A 20116-nucleotide genomic window follows, 5' to 3' on the forward strand; every position below is an offset into this window, starting at 1 on the left:
ATGCGGCACTGTAGGCTTATGCGGTATTAATCTTCCTTTCGGAAGGCTATCCCCCACTTTGAGGCAGGTTACCCACGTGTTACTCACCCGTCCGCCGCTAAGAACGCTTCCATGTAAACATATCCGCATTCTCCGCTCGACTTGCATGTGTTAGGCACGCCGCCAGCGTTCGTCCTGAGCCAGGATCAAACTCTCAATTTAAAAGTTTGAACTAGCTATTCATTACACTAGCTTCTGAACTTCATTTTCATGAAGTTCGCACTTTCTTTTCAGAAAGTGGTTTTTTTGATTTCTCAAAAAGAATTACTTTGGTTTTTTACCTATATTCTGTTTAATTTTCAAAGAACTGTGTTTGTTTGTGTTTGTCGCTTTCATCAGGCGACTTCTATATAATATCATTCAGGCAAATTAGTGTCAACAGGTTTTTTCGTTTTTTTTAGGAAAATGTTCATTTTTTCTGGAGTTCAGTTGATACTCCTTGAAACTCAATTGAGTTGATCACTGACATTTTCTTCTGTATTCTAAAAACTTGTCTGATAACTCACCTCAAAGCATACTCATCTGTAGAAAACACCACAAAAGAATACTTTGAAGTACTTGTAATTATACAACAAATCATCAAAGAAACAAGTAGCACACTTCATGATTATTCTCATTTATTTTACATTGTTTTCGACACAAGCCCTCTTCAGTTCATTATAATAGAGGTAATAAAACTAATTGGAGGTAATTATGGGAATAGTAACAAAAACAGGGGATCAAGGCACTACCGGAACTCTCGGTGGAAAGAGAATCCCCAAATCATCTTCCTTAATAGAACTGAACGGACAAATCGATGAAGTGAACGCTTCACTTGGATATTTGAACTCCCTTATAGAAGAAGGAAAAGCTTTTGATAAAAAACAAGAGCTAATGGAATTCATCCGTTTCATTCAAAACGGACTCTATAACCTAGGAACAGAAATTTCTTCCGGATTTACTATTGTCAGATTCAATGAAACTCACCCAGCCATGCTGGAAGCGAAAATTGATGAACTCACTGCTCTGATGCCACCCCAGACTAAATTCATACTTTTCTCTGGTGCAAAAGAAGCAACCTATGCTCACGTGGTCCGCTCTGTATCCAGAAGATGTGAGAGACAATTCGTACGGTATTTGCTAGAAGAAAATATTGATCCTTTTCCTCAATGTTATAAATTCTTGAACAGACTTTCTGATTATCTATTTACTGTTGCCAGATTCCTAAACCAGGAGCTAGGTGGAGAAGAGATTGAAACCTCTCCTTGGAATAGCTAATCTACTTTAAGTCAGACTATTGTATAGACTTTCATGCCTTCATCACTAATCTCGTATTCACGCCTTGATTCTTCTTTGTTTTCGCCTTCAATTTTTGTTTGGCATTAAACGAGACTTCTTATGGGTATGAGTATAATTTCCAGCCTTTTTCTTTCCTGCACGAAAAGGAGCAGCTGCAAAACTAGGTCTAGTTTTGCAGCTGCTCCTTTTTCATATTTTATACTTGCTTCACCAAAAAAAGAGATAGAACCCGTATAGTACTCCATCTCTTTTCTCAAGGAGCTCCTTCATAACAGCTCCGCTCTATTTTAATCTACCCTGAAACCTGAATTAAGATTCCCTGTTTCTTCTTACAACTTCCACCATTTCAATATAAGTTTTTTCGTCACTGTATGGGACTTTTTTCCCGCAAACAAGATTATATGTTTCATGCCCCTTACCTGCAAGGACAATCGCATCTCCCCTCTGCGCTAAAGTAAGCGCAAGTAGTACCGCTTTTCTTCTGTCTACTTCAATATATACCTCCGAAGCCCCATCCTTCATATACTCCGCCATCTCTTTAGTAATCTGAAGAGGATCTTCTCTATCCTGGTTATCTTCAGTAAGAATTGTAATGTCACAGTACTCTGCTGCGACTTCAGCTAATTCTCTTCGTCTTTCCTTCGTCCTATTCCCGACAGATCCAACTACAAGAATTATTTTTTGGGGGTTGTAGGATCTCACAGTCCTTAAAAGATTCAACAGAGCAACTCTGTTGTGCGCGTAATCCAAAATCCCAATTACACCATCTAGATTATTCATAATTTGAAATCGTCCTGAAGCCTTTACTTCCAGTAAAGCTTTCTTGACATTACCCAATTCTACACCCATCTCAACTGCAACGCTGATTGCAGCTAAGGCATTGTATAAATTATAAAGACCTGGCTGAGGAAGAAACATAGGCATTGACAATTTTCCATGAACAAAATCAAATTGCGTTCCCATCGTCTCAAGTGTATTTCCTTCACAAGCATTCAAGCCTCTATAGAAACCCTCTGTTTTTAAAGAAAAAGTCTTCAGTTCTCCCACTGTGACAGATTTCATGAAATCCGCATACTCATCATCATTATTAATGATGGAAATCTCAGCCATCTGAAAAAGCTTCGCTTTACTATCTCGATAATGTTCAAAGTTTGGATGCTCTTTTTCGCCAATATGGTCAGGAGTCAAATTGAGAAAAACACCATATTTAAAGTGGATATCATCCACTCGATGCATCATGAGTCCCCCAGAAGAAACCTCCATGACGACTGTATCTATCCCCTGGTTATAGATATCTCTAAGAATTCTTTGAAGCTCATAACTTTCTGGCGTAGTATTAGCAGTGTCTTCCATAACATTTCCGTAAAATACACCTACAGTTCCAATGAGACCGCAAGGGTTCCCGTTAGACTCCAATATATCCCTAATGTAATGAGAGACTGTGGTCTTGCCCTTTGTGCCTGTCACACCTATGATTGTCATATTTTTAGAGGGATGACTATAAAAATTCGCTGACATTCGAGAAAGAGCCTTACGAGAGTTCTTTACAACGAACACAACAGCATCGTCAGGGAGATCCACATTCTTCTCTACAACAAAAACCCTAGCTCCTTTTTCATATGCATTCATTACGAAGTCATGGCCATCCACATCAAGTCCTGTCAACGCAACAAATACTTTCTGTATCCCCGCTTTTCTGGAATCATACACCAGCTCTTCTATTTCCATATCAGCGGTTTCTTTATACAATTCATCATCAATTAAGTCGATGCCATCCAATAGTTCTAAAATCCGCATTATATAACTTAGTACCTCACTTTCATTTGAATCAACTTCATTATACATGACTTTTATGGCATTTAACAATCAGGCCAATCTCATCCATCGCCTATTGTTGTGTTCATTCACCGATCCCACTCTACTCTGAATTGAAAGGTTTTGGGATTCATCGGTTTGAGAATTTGCCCTGATGTATTCTGACTGTATCCGATATTCTTCTGATACAGGAGAGAGCAGTCAAAGCTCACATCCACTCTTGCGGAAAAAAAGTGACCTCATCCCATTCGGACAAGGTCACTTCGTCTAAATCTAACTGCATACTTCCAAGTGGAAGTACCAAGCTCCGACTTTTATTATGCTTTCTTTACAAGACCGAACAGACTGTTGAGAATGATACCCACGACCGCCGCCAGGCTCAGTCCGCTCAACGCGATGTTGTCTGTCAGTCTGATGGAGAAGAAGGAAGCCATTTCTGCTGGAAGATAAGTTGGTGCCAGTCCGATCACTACGATAGCGATCGCTGTAATCACTGTTCTAGCCTCTACTTTCACTTCTTTCTGTTCGAATGCTGATTTTAAAGTTTTTACACCAATCAGAGCAATCATAGAGAACAAGATGACACTGATTCCTCCCATGACTGGAGTTGGAATACTTCTAAGAGTTCCTCCAAGTTTACCTACAAATGCCAGAACGATAGCAAACACTGCAGCCAGTCTCAGGATCGCAGGATTATAATTCTTCGTGATCGCCAGCACACCTGTGTTTTCGCCATAGGTTGTGTTCGCTGGTCCACCAATGAGCGCAGCAAATGCAGTTGCAAGACCGTCACCCAGAAGTGTCTTATGTAATCCAGGATTTTTGATGAAATCTTTTCCTACCACCTGACCGTTTGTTGTGATATCTCCCACGTGTTCCATAAACACCGCAAGTACTACAGGTGCAATAGTTAACACTGCATCCAGATTGAACTTAGGTAAGGTAAAGGTCGGTATTTGAAGGAGCTGTGCGCTTGTGATGATAGAAAGGTCTACTTGAGACAACGCCAGAGAAACGATATACCCTACCACTACAGCGATGATAATAGAAAGCTGCTTCAGCATTCCTTTTCCAAAGAGATTCAATGCAAGCGCTGTAAGAAGTGTCGCAGATGCAATAATCAGATTTCCCTGAGCCATGCTATATGCGGTTGGCAGCAGTGTCAGTCCGATGACCATAATCATAGGTCCTACGACATAGGAAGGAAGAATCTTTTTCAGACTCTCATACTTCACTTTCCTCATAATGAAGGAAGCCAGTACATACAGAAGACCTGCCACAACAATACCACCTTGCGCATAAGCATAATCCCCACCATTTGCTTCTTTAACGCTGTTGATCACCGCGATAAAGGCAAAGGAAGATCCTAAAAATACTGGTACTGTTCCACCAGTGACAAAATGAAATATCAGTGTACCGATACCCGCTGTTAGAAGTGCAATGGATGGATTCATTCCAGTCAGCATTGGAACCAGAACAGTTGCACCAAACATCGCTATGAGATGCTGGAGAGCAAGTATGATGTCTTTTGGTGAAGTCACCTCGAAAAATTTATGTTCCGTTTGAACTTCCAGTTTGTTTTTTGCTGTAATTGTTGTCATGTTTTCCTCCTTATTGGGTATCCCTGTACCCATTAATAAAATATAATTGCATAAAAAAACCTCTTGTCCAAACAGACAAGAGGTATAATAAGCCTACGTATTCTTTGATTCATGCTTACCATCTTCTTGGCCTCTCTGGACCTTGTTAAAGATTTCTTCTAAAGAAGTATAGCACATGGAGTCTTATTCATCAAGAGTAAATTCAAACTAATCCTATACTTTCCATTACAGCTTATTCCAACGCTTTTTTATCCTTACTTTACTCTTCACCTGAGGTCAGCGCAGAAAAATCACGGAAAAACTCCGGATAGGATTTATTTACTGCTTCATATCCTAAGATCTTCACCGGCCCTTCACACCTTAAGGAAGCCACCGCACTGGCCATGACAATACGATGATCATGATAAGTATCAACGGTTCCTCCTCGAAGCATTTCGCAGCCTTCTATCACAATATCATCACCATCCAGCTCCGCCCGCCCTCCTAGAGAACGGATCAGCTCAATGGTGGACTCGATACGGTTGGACTCTTTGTAACGGAGTCTTCTGCAGTTTTTAAGCTTTCCGCCACCCTTCGAAAGTGCTAGAAGCACCCCAAGAACCGGTGTCAGATCCGGAATGTCAGAGATTTCCACTTCTATACCATGAAGTTCAGATTTCCTTACCTTATATCCATCCTCAGTACGAAGTGCTTCTGCTCCCATTTTCTCAAGGATATTCACAATTTCCCGATCTCCCTGAACAGAGTCATGAGAAAGCCCTTTTATATGCGCCTCTCCTGCAAGAGCTGCTGCCGCCATAAAGAAAGCCCCTTGAGAGAAATCCCCTTCCACTTCATAATCTCTTGCTGTATAACTCTGATTTCCTCTAACAAAGAAGGTGTTTCCTTCCCGCTCCACAAATACCCCGAACTCTTCCATGACACGAAGTGTCATGGCTACATAACCTGCACTTTCAAGGTTTCCAGTTACCGTCAGCGTACTGTCACCGTCCAGCAAAGGCAGAACAAAGAGCATCCCGGAAATAAACTGAGAGCTCACATCCCCTCTCATGGAGAAATGTCCAGGTAATAGCTTCCCTTTTACCACAAGACTTTCCATACTGTCCCGGTAAAGAGTCACATCCAGTTCCTCAAAAAGTTCCTCATATACAGTCAGTGGTCTCTTCATGAGATTTGTGCTTCCTCTGAACTCATACACTTCATCAAAAAGCAACGTGATGGGAATGAAAAAACGAAGGGTTGAACCAGACTCTTCCGGTTTCAGAACACGGTCCCGCCTGTTCCCGAATCCTCTGGCATCCATGTGTACTTCTTTTTCACGAATAAAGAAATCCACGCCCAAATCTTCCAGACATTTCAGAGTCGACATAATGTCCATGGATAGATCCACCGGATAGACAACACCCTTCCCTCTAGAAAGCGCTAAGGCGATCAGTGCTCTATGGGCATAGGACTTAGACGGCGGCACTGTGATCTCCCCCTGAACAGATTTTGCATTCAGCTCTTTAATCACCTAAATTCCCCCTTTCTTTTGTGCAGCTTTTTTACAGACTCTTCTCGAAACGTTCCAGCACTTCCGTTAGGAATTGTCCATTTTCATGGAAAAGTTCTCCATCGGCATAAATCCGTCCTGTTTTACGAAGCTCGCCAATCATATCCCAATGAATGACACTTCTGTTCATCCCTCCAGCTTCTGGAAAAGAGTCTCCAATGGCCATATGGAAGGTTCCGCCTATCTTCTCATCAAAGAGGATATTTTTTGTGATGTTCTTAATGCCATAATTGGTTCCAATGGCCAGCTCTCCGAAGGTTCGCGCTCCTTCATCTGTATCCAGGATGGTCATGAGAAGCTCTTCTCCTTTTTCTGCAGAAGCTTTTACAATTCTTCCTTTTTCAATCTCCAATCTGATTCCTTGAATTTCTTTTCCTGCATAGATCAGCGGGAACTCAAAATAAACATGTCCATTCACCGAATCCTCCACTGGAGAAGTGAAAATCTCTCCATCCGGAAAATTCACCTGGCCATCACAGTTGATCCAGACTCTGCCGTCCACACTTGCTGTGACATCCGTCTCTTCTGACACAATTCTGATTGTCTTCTTAGTATTGAGATAGGCAATCCAGCGGTCCTGCTCCTTTGAGATTTTTGTCCACTCGGCCACAGGATCCTCTTCGAATAAAAGTCCTGCACCGTAGACAAAATCCTCATACTCTTCCAGGCTCATGCCCGCTTCCTGAGCATCTCCCATTGCTGGAAATTGAGTGCCGCACCATCTTAATGATCCATCTCCCATACGCTCTGAATAAAGCTTTCTCCAACCTTTAGCCCCGATAGAGGAGAACTTCACTTGATCCGGATGAATATTCGTCCCGAATTTCGGATTTCTTGACCCCCATGCAGTCAGCCATACATCCGCCTTGGCAAGAAGAGTTTCATTAAGAAGATTCCCCTCCCGAAGCTGCTCTTCAGTGGACTCTTTTAAAATCACTTCCTGGATTTCATCTGACGTAAGTACAACCTCAACATGACCTCCTGCTTTCACCGCTTCCCTTGCCACAGCCTTTGCCCAAGGTGTTGCTACCTCGTCACAGCGTATGTACACAAAGTCTCCTGGTGTCACTTTCGTGGAGTACTTCACCAAAAGTTTCGCCAATTTTTCAAGTCTTTCATCTCTCATCGTTTTTCACTCCAATGCTTCTGTTTTCTCCATTATACATCAGAGTGCTTCCACATCCTAGAAAAGAAACATTTCCAGAGCCTCCCTGCGTTCATGCAAAATTCTTGCCAGGTCCGTAGAAACGTTAAGACAATATTCAAAGTTCTCCCTTATAATAAAAGAAGAGGCTCATGCGGATGCACTTGCCTCAAAAAGAACAATAAAAAAATCCGGTAAATCTACCGGATTCAAATGGTGGTCGATCAGGGGTTCGAACCCTGGGCCCTACGATTAAGAGTCGCATGCTCTACCAGCTGAGCTAATCAACCATATAAACAACAAAAATTATTATATCGGGTATAGGATGCACTGTCAATATCTTTTTAAAAATAATTTCAGCGACTTCTGAACGCCTTGTCGATAACAGGCAGAATCAGAATAAAAAATCCGGTGTATACACCGGATTTAATGGTGGTCGATCAGGGGTTCGAACCCTGGGCCCTACGATTAAGAGTCGCATGCTCTACCAGCTGAGCTAATCAACCTTGTTTACTGACAAAGATTATTATACTTATTCTACTGTTTTCTGTCAATAGAAGAATAGGATTTTCTTGTTCTTACCACACTCCCGCTCTTTCACAATCAGGTCTACCCTACTCCATTTCCACTGAATTTCAAGGAGTTCTGGTTCTGGAGATGAACATAATTTAGGAGGTAATCTTATTGTTCGAATTTACATTCCATATGCCCACTTCCATCATCGTCGGTAGAAGCTGTCTGGTGAAGAACAGCCTAAGACTCCGCGAATTTGGCAAAAAGTGCCTGATCATCACCGGTCAGACTTCCTCGAAGCTCAACGGCTCACTGGAGGACAGCATTCTGGCGTTGGAAAATGAAAACATCAAATATGTCATTTTTGACAAAATCGAAGAAACTCCCACCCTATCCACCGTGGAAAAAGCCTATCGCGAAAACAAAGAGAAAGGCATTGACTTCATCCTTGCCGTTGGAGGCGGTTCTGCCATTGATGCGGCAAAAGCCATCTCCATCCTGTTCAAACATGATATTTCAAAAGAAGAGCTTCTTTCCCGGAAAAACCTCAAAGGGATTCCCATTGTAGCAGTACCTACAACTGCTGGCACAGGTTCAGAGGCCAATCCTTATTCTATCTTGGCCATGCCGGAAGAGGGTGTGAACAAGAACATCGGACAGCAGGTGTTCCCTGTTCTGGCGTTTCTCGATGCCAGATACACGCTGAATATGTCCTATGAACTCACTGTATGTACTGCAGTGGACGCTTTTTCGCATCTGGCCGAAGGATACCTCAATACAAGAGCAAATCTTTTTACAGACACCTTGGCTGAAAAAGGACTGCGCTTATTTGGCGAATGTATCGAACCCCTGAAAAATATGGACTGCAACATTGACATGCGGGAGAAGCTGCTCCTTGCATCCACCATCGGAGGTATGGTCATTTCTCACACCGGCACCAGTCTCCCCCATGGTATGGGCTATCCACTCACCTACGAGAAGAACATCCCCCATGGCGTTGCCAATGGAATTCTGTATCCCGGATACCTGAAGGTCTTCAAAAAGTGCGACAAGCTGAAAAGGATGCTTTCCCTCATCAACGTTTCATCGGTGGAAGAGCTCTCTAGTATACTTCAGAAAATTCTTCCCATGAAACCTCTGACACTTACTCAGGAGGAGATCCGGCGTTATGTGAACGGTCTTCTGTCCAATGAGAAAAAACTGAAAAACCATCCGGAGAAAGTGTCTCGGGATGACCTGATCAAAATCTACAAGACAATACTCACCCCTTAAGGAGGAAGCTATGTGCGGACGGTTTCAGCTGGAACTCACCATGGAAGATATCAAGAACCTTCTGGATGTCATCGGAGAAGTGAAGGAGCGGTATCAGGAAGACCGCTTGTCATCCTTTGTCCAGGAGAAGCAGGATTTTTATCCCGGAAGCCTTTCTCTTACCGCAGGTCATGACAGCCTTCAGAAAAATCTGTGGGGATTTCCTTTGGGTAAAAAACTGGTATTTAATGCCAGACAGGAAACACTTTTTGAAAAGCCCTTCTTCAGGCAGGCAGCCTTGAAAGAGCGCTGTCTGGTTCCTGCTTCGCTTTTTTATGAGTGGCAGGGAAAAGAGAAAATCAAGCATCTCATCCGAACCGAAGATTCCCTCTTTTTCATGGGGGCGGTGAAAGAAAAATTTCCAGACAGCAGCGGTTCCATCACCGAACACTTTTCCATCATCACCACGGCTTCAGAAGGTGAGATGAAAAAAATCCATGAAAGAACCCCTTTTATTCTGGACAAAAATGATATCCGTAGATTTCTCGATCCGAAGGCTTCTCCAGAAGAAATCAAGGAGATCCTAAATAAAAGGAACCTGAATCTTCTCATTGAGCGCGCAAGCAAAGAGGAGCAGCTTTCTTTCTTCTGAAATCTCTGATGAAATACGCAAAAAAAAGCTCCCTGCTTAAAAACAGGGGGCTTTAATCATTCTATACTTCTTTGTTATGGAAGAACTCAAGAACTTCCTTTGCTTTTTCCATAAGATCCTCCAGGCTTCCATCGTTATTGGCGATGAAGTCTGCTTTATCTACAAGCAATGCCACTTCTTTTTCTGTATTGTGGTTTGGATTGCTGTTTTTTGCGACTTCCTCCCCATCACGGATGGCCAGTCTGTGGAATCTGTTCTCTTTGGTAGCCGTGATGCCTACGATCAGAAAACCAGCCTTCTTCCAGAAATCGAAATCATCCTTCGTACGGCCGCCAACGATCATTGGAAGAATGTTCTCATTGACTCTTCTCAGATTCTCATAGAGGTCTTCCCATTTATTCTCCTGGGTTACCTTGTGAAGCTCAGCATTTTCGGTGATCATCTTTGCCAAGGCATACTTATTGAGAATATTCATGTCAATTTCCCGCAGTTTATCCGCCATCAGCTGGAAAAACCCTCTCTCATTGCCAGACCATTCTGGGGAAATAGAAACGATGGGTTTCATGTTTCTGATGATGTCTCCTAAACCGTACTTCTTGGTCTTCGGTTCCATTTCAATGATGAAGTCCGCAAGGGTATCCTTACCTGAACCCATTTCTCCAAAAATAATAATTCCGTTATAATTCATATTAACCTCCATAAACTCTCAGCTTTATCCGTTGCACCAGAAAGGCAGAATGGATTTCTTCCGAGGTGTATCTAAAATATTTCTTTTCTAAGCTCTTTCAACACTTCAATAAGTATATAGAGAATGTGCTTAGAATTCAAGAGAAAATCCTAGGCAATTTCCTCCACTTTTTCATCTTTGATCTTCAGGAAGAAGTAAGCTCCAAGGATAAAAAGGATGATAAGACTCAAAATTCCATGTCTGGTCTCACCTGTGATACTGATGACGATCCCCATCAGAAGAGGACCGAAAATCGAGGAGACCTTACCGAAAATATTGAAAATAGAGAAGTACTCCGCGGATTTGTTCTTTGGAATGAGCTTTCCAAAATAGGACCTTGAAAGAGCCTGAATCCCCCCTTGAGCACTGGCCACAAGCATAGCAAGGATCCAGAAATCCAGCTCTGTCTTTAAAAAGAAGCCATAGATGGAAATCACCGTATAGGTGATGATTCCTGCCATAATCATTTTCCTTGCACCGAAAACCTTAGCCAGTTTTCCATAGAGAATTGCAAAGGGAAATGCCACCAGCTGAATGGCCACAAGAATGATGAGAAGCCTGTCAGAATCTACACCCACATCCACCCCATAGGCCGTGGCCATGGTGATGACAGTATGGACACCATCAATATAGAAAAAATAGGCAATCATAAAATACAGGACCATTTTGTTCTTTGTGATCTCCAGAAGGGTTTTCCAGAGCGCAGAAAAGCTTTCTTTGATCTTAGAAGGTTCTCCTTCAATATAGTATTTCTGCTTCACATTTTTCAGCATGGGCACCGTGAAGATCATCCACCAGAGTGCCGTGATGAGAAAAGCCATCTGGGTGGCAAAGGTCACCGTGAGCCCCAGATTTTCAGCACTTAAAATCAGTCCCAGGGAGAGCACAAAAGGAATGGTTCCGCCAAGATAACCAAATCCGAATCCTTTAGAAGATATGTCATCCATACGGTCATCTGTGGTGACGTCCGTTAGGAAAGCATCATAATAGATGCTGGATCCATTGAACGCCACGGCAGTGATGATATAAATGGCAAGTGCGTAAATCCACTGACCTTCTCCCACTGTGGCAAGAAGCGCCGAGGAGATGATTGCAGTCAGAGTGAATGCGGCAAAGAGCTTTTTCTTCACCCCTTTAAAATCCGCAATGGTACCCAGAAGAGGAGCCAGAAGTGCTATGAGGAGCGTTGCAAGAGAATTGGCATATCCCCAATAGGCCGTGGAGGTAGCATCAGGCAGCTGGCTGGCGGCAACCCCCTTGAAAAATATAGGTAAAATTGCTGTGGTGATGGTGATGGAATAGGCTGAGTTGCCGAAATCCTGCAAGATCCAGCTTCTTTCTTCTTTCGTCATAAAAGTTCCTCCTAACGCGTTATCCATTTAGAATCAGTGCAAAGGTATAGTGATCTTGCCATTTGCCATTGATATAAAGATATTTCTCATTCTTTCCCACATAGGTGAATCCAAGTTTTTTAAGGACATTTTGTGACCGCTCGTTAAAGAGGAGCGTAGAAGCTTCCAGCCGGTGAAGCATCAGTTCTTCCTCAGCGTAGTGGATTACAGCCTGAAGCGCATCCTGCATGAGGCCTTTGCCTTCAAAATCCCGATGGAGCGCATAACCAAGATGTGCACTTCTCAGTCCTCCGTAGACCAGATTGGAGAGCTGCACCTTGCCGATAAGCTTCCCTTCAAGATATACACCGAAATTGATGGCCTGTCCGTTCATATACTGCTTGAAACTCTCATCCAAAGACTTTCTTTGACCCTCCAAAGTATAGAACTCCGGGCTTCTCTGGGGTTCATAAGGCCTAAGAAATTCTCTGTTCTCCATGTAGTACTGAAGATAATCCTGTGCTTTTTCAGGGGAAGCAAGGCTCAAATGCACCCTTTCTCCGTCCAGCGCTAGAAGCTTGAATTCTTTCAGCTGATTGAAGCGTGTCTGGTCTGTTCCAAAAACATACTCATTGCTGATGAGTGAATTCTCATAGCGGTTCCCCACCAGTATTCCTTCTAAAGTGTAGCCGAGCTCTGTAAATGGAAGGGTGGACACTTCATCCGCCACCAGCACATTCACCTTGTAAATACTGCCATCTTTCAGAAAGGTCCTGGTCATGATCCTTAGGGCCTCCCGCAATAAAATCCGGTCTTTTTTATAGAATCTTAGTCGGATCATCATATTCTTCTGTCCCAGATTTCTCTCGAGAAGGGTAAATCTTCCGATGGTGATCCGGTCTGTATCTCTTAAAATATACTCTTTTCCCTCTGTGTCTTTAATCTCTTCCATAGTAAGTTTCATTTTTTCCATTCACTTCTGTCTCCGTTCTATAAGATTTTCTACTGTAATGCTGTTTCGTTGTTTTTTGTCTTGATTCTGATGAAGACCATAAGACACAGCGATATCCCCATGGAAAGGGGCAGCAGGAAGATGGCAAGCCTTGGACCGATCTCATCCATGAGAATCCCCATCAAAAGGTTCATGCTGTTCAGGATAAATGCCACCATAGTCATGATGAACCCCGTTGCCATGCCAGGTCTCTCTTTGAAAATCTTAGATACCAGAGACATGGTGGACGGAAACACGATGGAGAAGAAAAGTCCTGAAATACTGATGACAAAAAGATAGGAGTTTCCAAAGAACACCCCGATAAAAAGCAGAAGGAGTGCCGCAATCTCTGTGAAAATCACGGTACGCATGACCCCTGTTTTTTGTACTATGAATCCGCCTAGTAGACGTCCCACAGCAAAAAGCAGGAAGAAAGCACCCAGGTATCTCGCACCAATGCTCTCTCTCAGCCCAAAGGCCTCTTTCAGATAATTAGGGAGCCACAAAGACATCCCCTGCTCCGCAAATACATAAAATCCAAGCGCTGCGCCGAAAACATAAAGCTTCGGATTCTTAAAGACCGAAACCTCTCCCTCTTTTACGGGAACCCGCTGCTTGTCCGGGAACCGGGTGAACTTGAACGCCAGCAGCACAATCACGTAAAGTGCGGCGATAAACAGATAGATGCTTCTCCAAGTGATACCATAATCAAGAAGAACACCTATGGCGTTTTGCGAGACCGTCGAGCCCGCCCCATACATAAAATGGAAGAGGTTCATGGCCAAAGTGGAAGACCCCACAAAGATCAAAGGCACCATGGTGTTGGATGCTACACTGTATATGTTCAGTCCCGCAATGATCGGGATAAATCCAACAAAGAACATAAAATAGCTGTTGGAGAGGGCTTGGAGGACCATACCAAGAATCAGGCAGAGGATACCAAGAAGCACCGTCTTCTTCTGTCCAAGCTTCTCAATGAGCGCTCCTCCAATGAAGGTGACCGCCATACCTGCCAGGGAAACTCCCGTGATCATGGAAGAAATGGCGGTATTGGACACCGAAAAATCCTCCTTGAAGATGGGGATGAAAATCCCTCTTGTATTTTCTATAAACGGAGCCAGGAACATCAGGGTGAATAACAGGAAAACCCCCAGCTTGTTCACTTTCGTCTCTTTCATCAAATGTACCTCATTTTCATAATCTATCGGGAGTTTTCGCCCGAATATATACATTATTATAAGCCATTGGGATATAATATAATAGAAGCGGCAGGTAAATTAATTCCCGAAGTACTGCTCTTCAGAAACAGTGAGGTGTAAAAAATGAATAAAACAACCCTGGATAAGATGGCTTTCTTTTTCCTTGGTCTCAATAGCAGATTCAACGAAAACAGAGAGATTTTCATAGAGATTGATGTGCGGTTCAAAGCTGGTTTAAAGTCATTCAAAGGAATCGGCCTTCTGAATGAGGAGGATACACTCTCCTATAACTATAATGGAGTCACGAGGCTTCTGTCTTTCAGCGATGTCCTGGAGGACATAAAAAAAGAATCTGTGCACTATGACAGCCTTGTTCTGACTTATAAGGAACGAGGGACGAAGCTCATCATTGAGGCCAGTACCAAAGGCGTTTCCATGAACAGCGAAGCACTGAAATATGAAACCTCTAAGGAAGAAAAGGAAACATCCACACTATTGACCAGAGACTACCTCATAAAATCAAAAGAAGCAGCTCCTCTTCTGAAAGCCATTGGCATTATGTCCAAGGATGGGAAAGTCAAAAATGACAAGATCAGAAAGTACAATCAGATTGACCATTATGTGGAGCTTCTCAGTAAAAACTTTGAAACTCTGAAAAAACAGGAAACCATCCATATCATGGATGTGGGCTGTGGAAAAAGCTATCTCAGCTTTGTACTGAACTACTACTTAACAGAGGTGCTCCGCATGAAATGCCATTTCATCGGCATTGATATTTCTGAAGAAGTCATCGAAACCTCCAGAAAGATTCAGAAAGAGCTCGGATACCGCAATATGGAATTCCACGCCATGGATGTGAAAGACTTTAAAGACTCCAGAAAAATCGATGTGGTTCTGTCTCTTCACGCCTGCGACACCGCCACAGATATGGCCCTCTCCTATGGGGTCTATCAGGAAGCTGATTTCATCGTGGCTGTGCCCTGCTGTCATAAAGAAATGCTGAAAACTTACTCTTATGAACCATTTGAAGGCATTATGAAGCACGGAATCCTGAAAGCAAGACTTGCAGATACCCTCACCGATGGTCTCAGAGGACTGCTTCTCGAATCCCATGGATACGAAGTTTCCATTGTGGAGTATATTTCTCCTCTGGAGACCCCGAAAAACCTCATGATCCGGGCGATGAAAAAAGGCAACCGAAACGAAAAGGCCGAGAAAGAAGCTGCCGCACTGATAAAGGCGCTTCAAATCTATCCTGCATTCAATTATTATCTGGACCAGTATACCTATGGTACCGGAGAAGGATTCGGTGATTTCACATGATGGTTTATACCCTTGGGCTTCTTGTGACCCTTATGGTCATTCTTTTCCTTGCCATGATCCATATCGGCTCCAAGGAACCCTATACACTAAACAGAATCTATCAGAAGGAGAAGAACGGCATCCGTCTTTTCAACCGGTTTTATCTCAGCTATCTTCTTCCCTGGATCTTCCTGCCCTTTATCGGTTCCGTCTATTTCAGAACCTATTATGTGCTTTATATCCTGATCTTCACTCTGGCTTTGGAAGATGGCCTCTATCTGTATGGACTGTCTACCGGAAAGAACAAGGAGAAATTCTTGGTGATGGTGCTTTTTAATGCCCTGCTATTGGGTCTGATGTATATTCTCATTCTGCAGTTCCTGAAAGGATTCACTCCTTTTCCCATGAACTAAGCAAAGATACCAGGAGGTGGTTTTATTGAAGATAACCAAATTAATCAGTGATGCCCCAGAACTGACCAAAATCAAAGCAAAGAAACTTCTGAAAGAAAACAGTATCGGAAAGATCACCTACCGGAAAAACCTTCTTCAGGCACGCACAGAAGATGGTATGGACTATATCCAGAAAATTCTTCTGGAAGATCAGGAAGTGAAAAACTACAGCTGCAGCTGTAATCGTGAAGAGATCCTATGCCCGCACCTTCTTGCGCTGCTGATAAAATGGGCTGAAAAACCCATAAAAGAAGTCACTGTGGATAAAACGCCTAAAGCTACCCTGAAAAATACCAAGAGCAATCTGAAGGAGATTCTTGACGGCGCCGACAAAGAAGAACTCATTGAATTTATTCTGTCTTTAAGAAGTTATTATAAAGACATCCCCGTCATCATCAGAAAGAGCTTTTTAAGTTCCACCGATGAGGAGTTTATCCGGGAGACAAGAGAAGAACTGCTCTCTCTTTATCACAGCCTGAAACCTACCAGCAGTAAAGAGGCCTTTTCCCGATATTTCAACAGGATCCTCTCTGCCCATGAAGAGGCCAGGCACGAAGCGAAGGAAAGAAACTATCTGAGAGCCACACTTCTTTATCTCCTTCTCTTTGAAATGGTCAGTCTTCCAAGCATTGGAATGGAGAGCTTTCTCTTCAACAGCCATTACATCAAGGTCTATCAGGAGGCCCTCTTCCCCCTTGCCGAAAAAAAATATACAGTGCGGGAATCCCAGATGATTTTCGAGTCCCTTCGGTCTATCTGCGTTTCACTGAAAGATCTCAGTAATATCACCACCCTTTTAAGAATCATGAAGGATTATATCACCACAGAAAAAGACTTTGACCACTACTACGAAACACTTCTTCTGGTCTATGAAAAAGATACTGTACTGCCTTATGACAAAAACAATCTTCTGTTCCTGGAGTATGAGCTCCTCATGATGATTGGAAAAGCTGAGGAAGCCAAAGAGCTGAGGCGGGAAAACCCCTCCGTTCCGGAGTTCCGATTTATGGATGCGGAGTCTTACCTCGCACGGGGAAAACTCCATGAAGCCCTTCTCATTGTCCGGGACGGAATTGAAAAAGCAGGAAGAAACTGGGATGAACTCATCCATTGGCTATACATGGAAGCGAGTATCCTGAAGCTTCTCCACGACCAGGAACAGTATGTGGAGGTCACAAAAAAACTCCTGGCCTTAGGAGAATATCGAGCCTATACCGATCTCAAAAGAAGCATCAGCCCCATGGAGTGGCAAGGTATTTATGAAAAAATCATCGAAGACGAAGATGTGAAGAAGAACCTGAAGGGTGTCTACAAAAGAATCATTCTGGAAGAAAAGGACAAAAGAAGACTGCTGGCTTATATTGAAGAAAACAAAGAGTTCATACCAGAACATTATGATTTTCTCAGTCCTGAGTATAATCTCGAAGCTTCCAGGATTCTCTCTGAGTTCATCGAAGACTCTGCCATCACTGCCAACGGAAAAAGAGACTACGAGTACCTTGCCCAGCTGGTGGAAAAGCTTTATATCTATGGCCAGACGAAGCTGGGGAACGATACCATCATGAATCTTGTCATGAGATACAAAAGTAAAAAATCACTGCACGCAATTCTCTTTGAACTGAAAGACTCGTACAGCCAAAGCGGACCTTATATACCTGAATAAATAAAAGAAGCAAAGTCTTGCACCTTATGAAACGATGCAGGTTCTTTGCTTTTGTCTGTTTTACAGCTTTTTTATACTTCAATCAAAGGAGCGACTGCCATGGAAATCATCAAAATCACAGGACTGAAAAAATACTATGGGAAGCAAAGAGGGGTGGAGGATGTCTCCCTTACGGTAAATCGAGGAGAAATTTTCGGTTTTATCGGTCCCAACGGCGCCGGAAAATCCACCACCATCAGAACCATGCTGAGCCTCATCTATCCGACTGCGGGTGAAATCAGTCTCTTTGGAATGGACATCAGAAAGAGCGCTGTGAAAATTGCAGAAAAAGTGGGGTATCTCCCCTCCGAGGTTGCGTATTACGAAGGCATGACAGTGAAGGAGCTCTTATACTACTCCGCTTCTTTCTACAAGAAAGACTGCACCCATAAAATAACCGAACTGTCCTCGCTGCTTGAGCTGGATCTATCGAAGAAAATCGAGGATCTTTCCTATGGAAACCGAAAAAAAGTGGGAATTGTCCAAGGACTGCTTCATGATCCGGATCTCATCATTCTGGACGAGCCTACTGGGGGCCTGGATCCTCTTATTCAGCAAAAATTCTTCGCGCTGCTGCAGGAAGAAAACAGCAAAGGAAAGACCATCTTCTTCTCCTCCCATATTCTCAGTGAAGTGCAGAGGCTCTGCCATCGGGTTGCCATCATCAAAGAAGGGAAGATCCTAAAAGTAAGCACCATGAAATCTCTTCGGGAAGAAAACTACAAGAAAATCACAGTGGAAACCAAGGATTCTTCAAGAGAACTTTTTATGCACCTTCCTGGGGTGAAAGATCTTTCAGAGAAGGAGCAGGAGCTGAAGTTCATATATAAAGGAAATCTGAAGGAGATTTTATCTCTGTTGCAGCATCTTGATCTTCAGAATCTTCTCATCGAAGAGCCCAGCCTGGAAGAGATTTTTCTTCACTACTATGAAAAGGAGGAGATGTAAATGCCTCTATTTCGTTCGACTCTAAAAACAGAGAAAAAAGCCTTTCTCATTTGGGTTGTTTCCCTCACCGTAACTCTCCTTCTTTTTCTGTTCATGTACCCTTCTATTCTAAAAGAAAAAGAAGCCTATGAAAAAATACTGGCTGTCTATCCCAAAGAAGTCTTAGAAGCTTTTGCCATAGAACTGGATACCCTTCTCAGTTTCCACGGCTATCTTGGCTATGTCTATGGCTACCTCCTTCTCGCCCTTGGAATTTACAGTATGCGTCTTGGACTCACTGCCATTGGGAAAGAGATTTCAAGAAACACCTCGGAATTTCTATTCACAAAACCTGTAAAAAGATCCAGGGTTCTTCTGGAAAAAGGTCTTGCAGCCTTTTTTCTGATGGTGCTTCTTACGTTCTTTCTCCTTCTGGCAGCTCTCTTCATGGAGAATCTCTACGCAGAGGAGAGAAATCCAGGCATCACTTTTCTCATCGTGTTCTCCGCATTCTTCCTCCAGATGCTCTTCTACAGCCTGGGTCTTCTCATGGGAATCATGAAACGGAAAGTGCGCTTTTTCAGTTCCAGCGCCATTGGTGTTGTTTCTTCCTTTTACATTATGTCCATGGTCAGTCAGGTGCTCCAAAAAGACTATCTCCGCTTTGCCGCGCCTTTTCGTTACTTTGATGTCTCTGAAATCATGAGAAGTGCATCCTACGACAAAGTTTTTCTTCTATTCACTCTGATCCTTACCTCTCTTCTTCTGCTTCTTTCTTTCGCAGCACTGAATCGTAAAGCGCTTTCAGCAGGATAGGGGGATGACTGATGAATCTATTTAAAAAAGAGCTGAAATTTGAACGTCTTTTCTTCTTCTACTGGACTGCAGGTCTCTCATTGACAGTATTTCTATCCATGATGGCTTATCCCATCATGAAAGACACTGGACAGGACTTCACTGTATTTCTCGAGGCCATGCCAAAAGCACTGCTTGTGCTCTTTGGCATGAACGGACTCTCCATATCAAATGCTCTGGAGTTTCATGGTATCATCTATTTTTATGTGGTGTTCGGAGGGATTCTATATGCCGTAACCTTAGGAAACAGGCTTGCAGCAAAAGAAGAACTTTTAAAGACAGGGGAGTTTCTTCTGGTGAAGCCTCTGAAGAGAAGCTCCATTTTATTTTATAAAGCACTCGCCAGTATCTTTCTTCTGAGCTTTCTTGTGCTGCTTCTCCACGGCACAACGCTCCTTAGTTTCTACCTGTATGCCAATGAGGAATTTTCCCATCTGGTGCTCCTCAAGGAGAGCTTTACCCTGTGGCTCCTGATGCTTCTCTATTTCGCCCTTGGATTCTTTTTTGCCGCAAGTCTCAAAGAAGAGAGGAAATCTTCTGGAATCTCCATGGGCATCACCTTAGGCACCTTCATACTAGGCCTCTTTTATGATCTATGGGATTCTCCCGCCCTTCTTCGGCCGTGGACACCTTTTCGCTATTTCCCGGTGAAGGATCTTCTGGAAGAGACCTCTTTGCCTTTTCTCTATATCGCACTGCTTGTCCTTCTTCTTGGAGGACTCCTGACTGCCGCTTTTCACTTCTTTCAGAAACGGGATCTTCGAATGTAGTGCGTATATATCATA

At 43.1% G+C, this 20116-nt stretch carries 18 protein-coding genes, 2 tRNA genes and 1 rRNA gene; 9 read left to right on the forward strand and 12 right to left on the reverse strand.

Annotated elements, in window-relative coordinates:
* Positions 1-201 (reverse strand): 16S ribosomal RNA (locus T487_RS0112015); the annotation flags it as partial.
* A gap of 531 nt (positions 202-732) precedes the next feature.
* On the opposite strand from T487_RS0112015, the gene T487_RS0112020 reads away from it, so the two are divergent.
* Positions 733-1296, forward strand: coding sequence for a cob(I)yrinic acid a,c-diamide adenosyltransferase (locus T487_RS0112020; RefSeq protein WP_031577383.1), 564 nt, complete (start codon positions 733-735; stop codon positions 1294-1296).
* Positions 1297-1400: 104 nt separating this feature from the next.
* Here T487_RS0112020 and T487_RS16505 read toward each other — a convergent pair whose 3' ends face one another.
* The 7 genes from T487_RS16505 to T487_RS0112055 form a co-directional block, all read right to left on the reverse strand.
* Complete coding sequence (locus T487_RS16505) at positions 1401-1574, reverse strand: hypothetical protein (RefSeq protein WP_162178258.1); 174 nt, start codon at positions 1572-1574, stop codon at positions 1401-1403.
* Between the two features lie 52 nt (positions 1575-1626).
* Entirely contained in the window at positions 1627-3183 is a 1557-nt protein-coding gene (locus tag T487_RS0112030) for a UDP-N-acetylmuramoyl-L-alanyl-D-glutamate--2,6-diaminopimelate ligase (RefSeq protein WP_051651705.1), read from the reverse strand.
* Between the two features lie 266 nt (positions 3184-3449).
* Positions 3450-4733 carry a uracil-xanthine permease family protein gene (locus T487_RS0112035; RefSeq protein ID WP_031577385.1) on the reverse strand — a complete coding sequence of 428 codons (1284 nt, stop codon included), beginning with the start codon at positions 4731-4733 and terminating at the stop codon, positions 3450-3452.
* A gap of 259 nt (positions 4734-4992) precedes the next feature.
* Positions 4993-6246 (reverse strand): 3-phosphoshikimate 1-carboxyvinyltransferase, encoded by a 1254-nt coding sequence (gene aroA, locus T487_RS0112040; RefSeq protein WP_036909486.1) that lies wholly within the window; start codon positions 6244-6246, stop codon positions 4993-4995.
* A gap of 31 nt (positions 6247-6277) precedes the next feature.
* Positions 6278-7411: an aminopeptidase gene (locus T487_RS0112045; RefSeq protein WP_031577387.1), complete on the reverse strand. Its 1134-nt coding sequence runs from the start codon at positions 7409-7411 to the stop codon at positions 6278-6280.
* 232 nt (positions 7412-7643) lie between these two features.
* Positions 7644-7719: transfer RNA gene (locus tag T487_RS0112050), tRNA-Lys, on the reverse strand.
* A 140-nt stretch (positions 7720-7859) separates the two neighbouring features.
* Positions 7860-7935: transfer RNA gene (locus T487_RS0112055), tRNA-Lys, on the reverse strand.
* A 178-nt stretch (positions 7936-8113) separates the two neighbouring features.
* Here T487_RS0112055 and T487_RS0112060 point away from each other — a divergent pair.
* Positions 8114-9214 (forward strand): iron-containing alcohol dehydrogenase family protein, encoded by a 1101-nt coding sequence (locus T487_RS0112060; RefSeq protein ID WP_051651706.1) that lies wholly within the window; start codon positions 8114-8116, stop codon positions 9212-9214.
* 10 nt (positions 9215-9224) lie between these two features.
* The gene (locus tag T487_RS0112065) at positions 9225-9845 is read left to right on the forward strand and encodes an SOS response-associated peptidase (protein WP_031577389.1); all 621 of its coding nucleotides are present in this window, start codon (positions 9225-9227) and stop codon (positions 9843-9845) included.
* 61 nt (positions 9846-9906) lie between these two features.
* On the opposite strand, the gene T487_RS0112070 is transcribed toward T487_RS0112065, so the two are convergent.
* The 4 genes from T487_RS0112070 to T487_RS0112085 all read right to left on the reverse strand — a co-directional run bounded on the left by T487_RS0112070 (position 9907) and on the right by T487_RS0112085 (position 14072).
* Positions 9907-10533, reverse strand: coding sequence for a nucleoside/nucleotide kinase family protein (locus T487_RS0112070; protein ID WP_031577390.1), 627 nt, complete (start codon positions 10531-10533; stop codon positions 9907-9909).
* Positions 10534-10682: 149 nt separating this feature from the next.
* A complete protein-coding gene (locus T487_RS0112075) occupies positions 10683-11924 on the reverse strand; it encodes an MFS transporter (protein ID WP_031577391.1) in 1242 nt (413 codons plus the stop codon).
* Between the two features lie 19 nt (positions 11925-11943).
* On the reverse strand, positions 11944-12855 hold the full coding sequence (locus T487_RS0112080; RefSeq protein ID WP_031577392.1) for a GNAT family N-acetyltransferase: 912 nt from the start codon (positions 12853-12855) through the stop codon (positions 11944-11946).
* Positions 12856-12905: 50 nt separating this feature from the next.
* Entirely contained in the window at positions 12906-14072 is a 1167-nt protein-coding gene (locus T487_RS0112085; protein ID WP_031577393.1) for an MFS transporter, read from the reverse strand.
* Between the two features lie 144 nt (positions 14073-14216).
* Here T487_RS0112085 and T487_RS0112090 point away from each other — a divergent pair, with 144 nt between their 5' ends.
* The 6 genes from T487_RS0112090 to T487_RS0112115 all read left to right on the forward strand — a co-directional run bounded on the left by T487_RS0112090 (position 14217) and on the right by T487_RS0112115 (position 20101).
* Positions 14217-15416, forward strand: a complete 1200-nt coding sequence (locus T487_RS0112090) for a class I SAM-dependent methyltransferase (RefSeq protein WP_031577394.1) — start codon at positions 14217-14219, stop codon at positions 15414-15416.
* Positions 15413-15808 (forward strand): hypothetical protein, encoded by a 396-nt coding sequence (locus T487_RS0112095; RefSeq protein ID WP_031577395.1) that lies wholly within the window; start codon positions 15413-15415, stop codon positions 15806-15808. Before T487_RS0112090 ends, T487_RS0112095 begins: the two co-directional genes overlap by 4 nt.
* A 25-nt stretch (positions 15809-15833) precedes the next feature.
* On the forward strand, positions 15834-17510 hold the full coding sequence (locus T487_RS0112100; RefSeq protein WP_031577396.1) for an SWIM zinc finger family protein: 1677 nt from the start codon (positions 15834-15836) through the stop codon (positions 17508-17510).
* Positions 17511-17609: 99 nt separating this feature from the next.
* On the forward strand, positions 17610-18497 hold the full coding sequence (locus T487_RS0112105; protein ID WP_031577397.1) for an ABC transporter ATP-binding protein: 888 nt from the start codon (positions 17610-17612) through the stop codon (positions 18495-18497).
* Positions 18498-19292: an ABC transporter permease subunit gene (locus T487_RS0112110; protein WP_031577398.1), complete on the forward strand. Its 795-nt coding sequence runs from the start codon at positions 18498-18500 to the stop codon at positions 19290-19292.
* A gap of 11 nt (positions 19293-19303) precedes the next feature.
* Complete coding sequence (locus T487_RS0112115) at positions 19304-20101, forward strand: ABC transporter permease subunit (protein ID WP_031577399.1); 798 nt, start codon at positions 19304-19306, stop codon at positions 20099-20101.
* Positions 20102-20116: the final 15 nt, after the last annotated feature.

Origin of the sequence: Proteiniclasticum ruminis DSM 24773 (assembly GCF_000701905.1) — a bacterium.
Lineage (GTDB): Bacteria > Bacillota > Clostridia > Clostridiales > Clostridiaceae > Proteiniclasticum > Proteiniclasticum ruminis.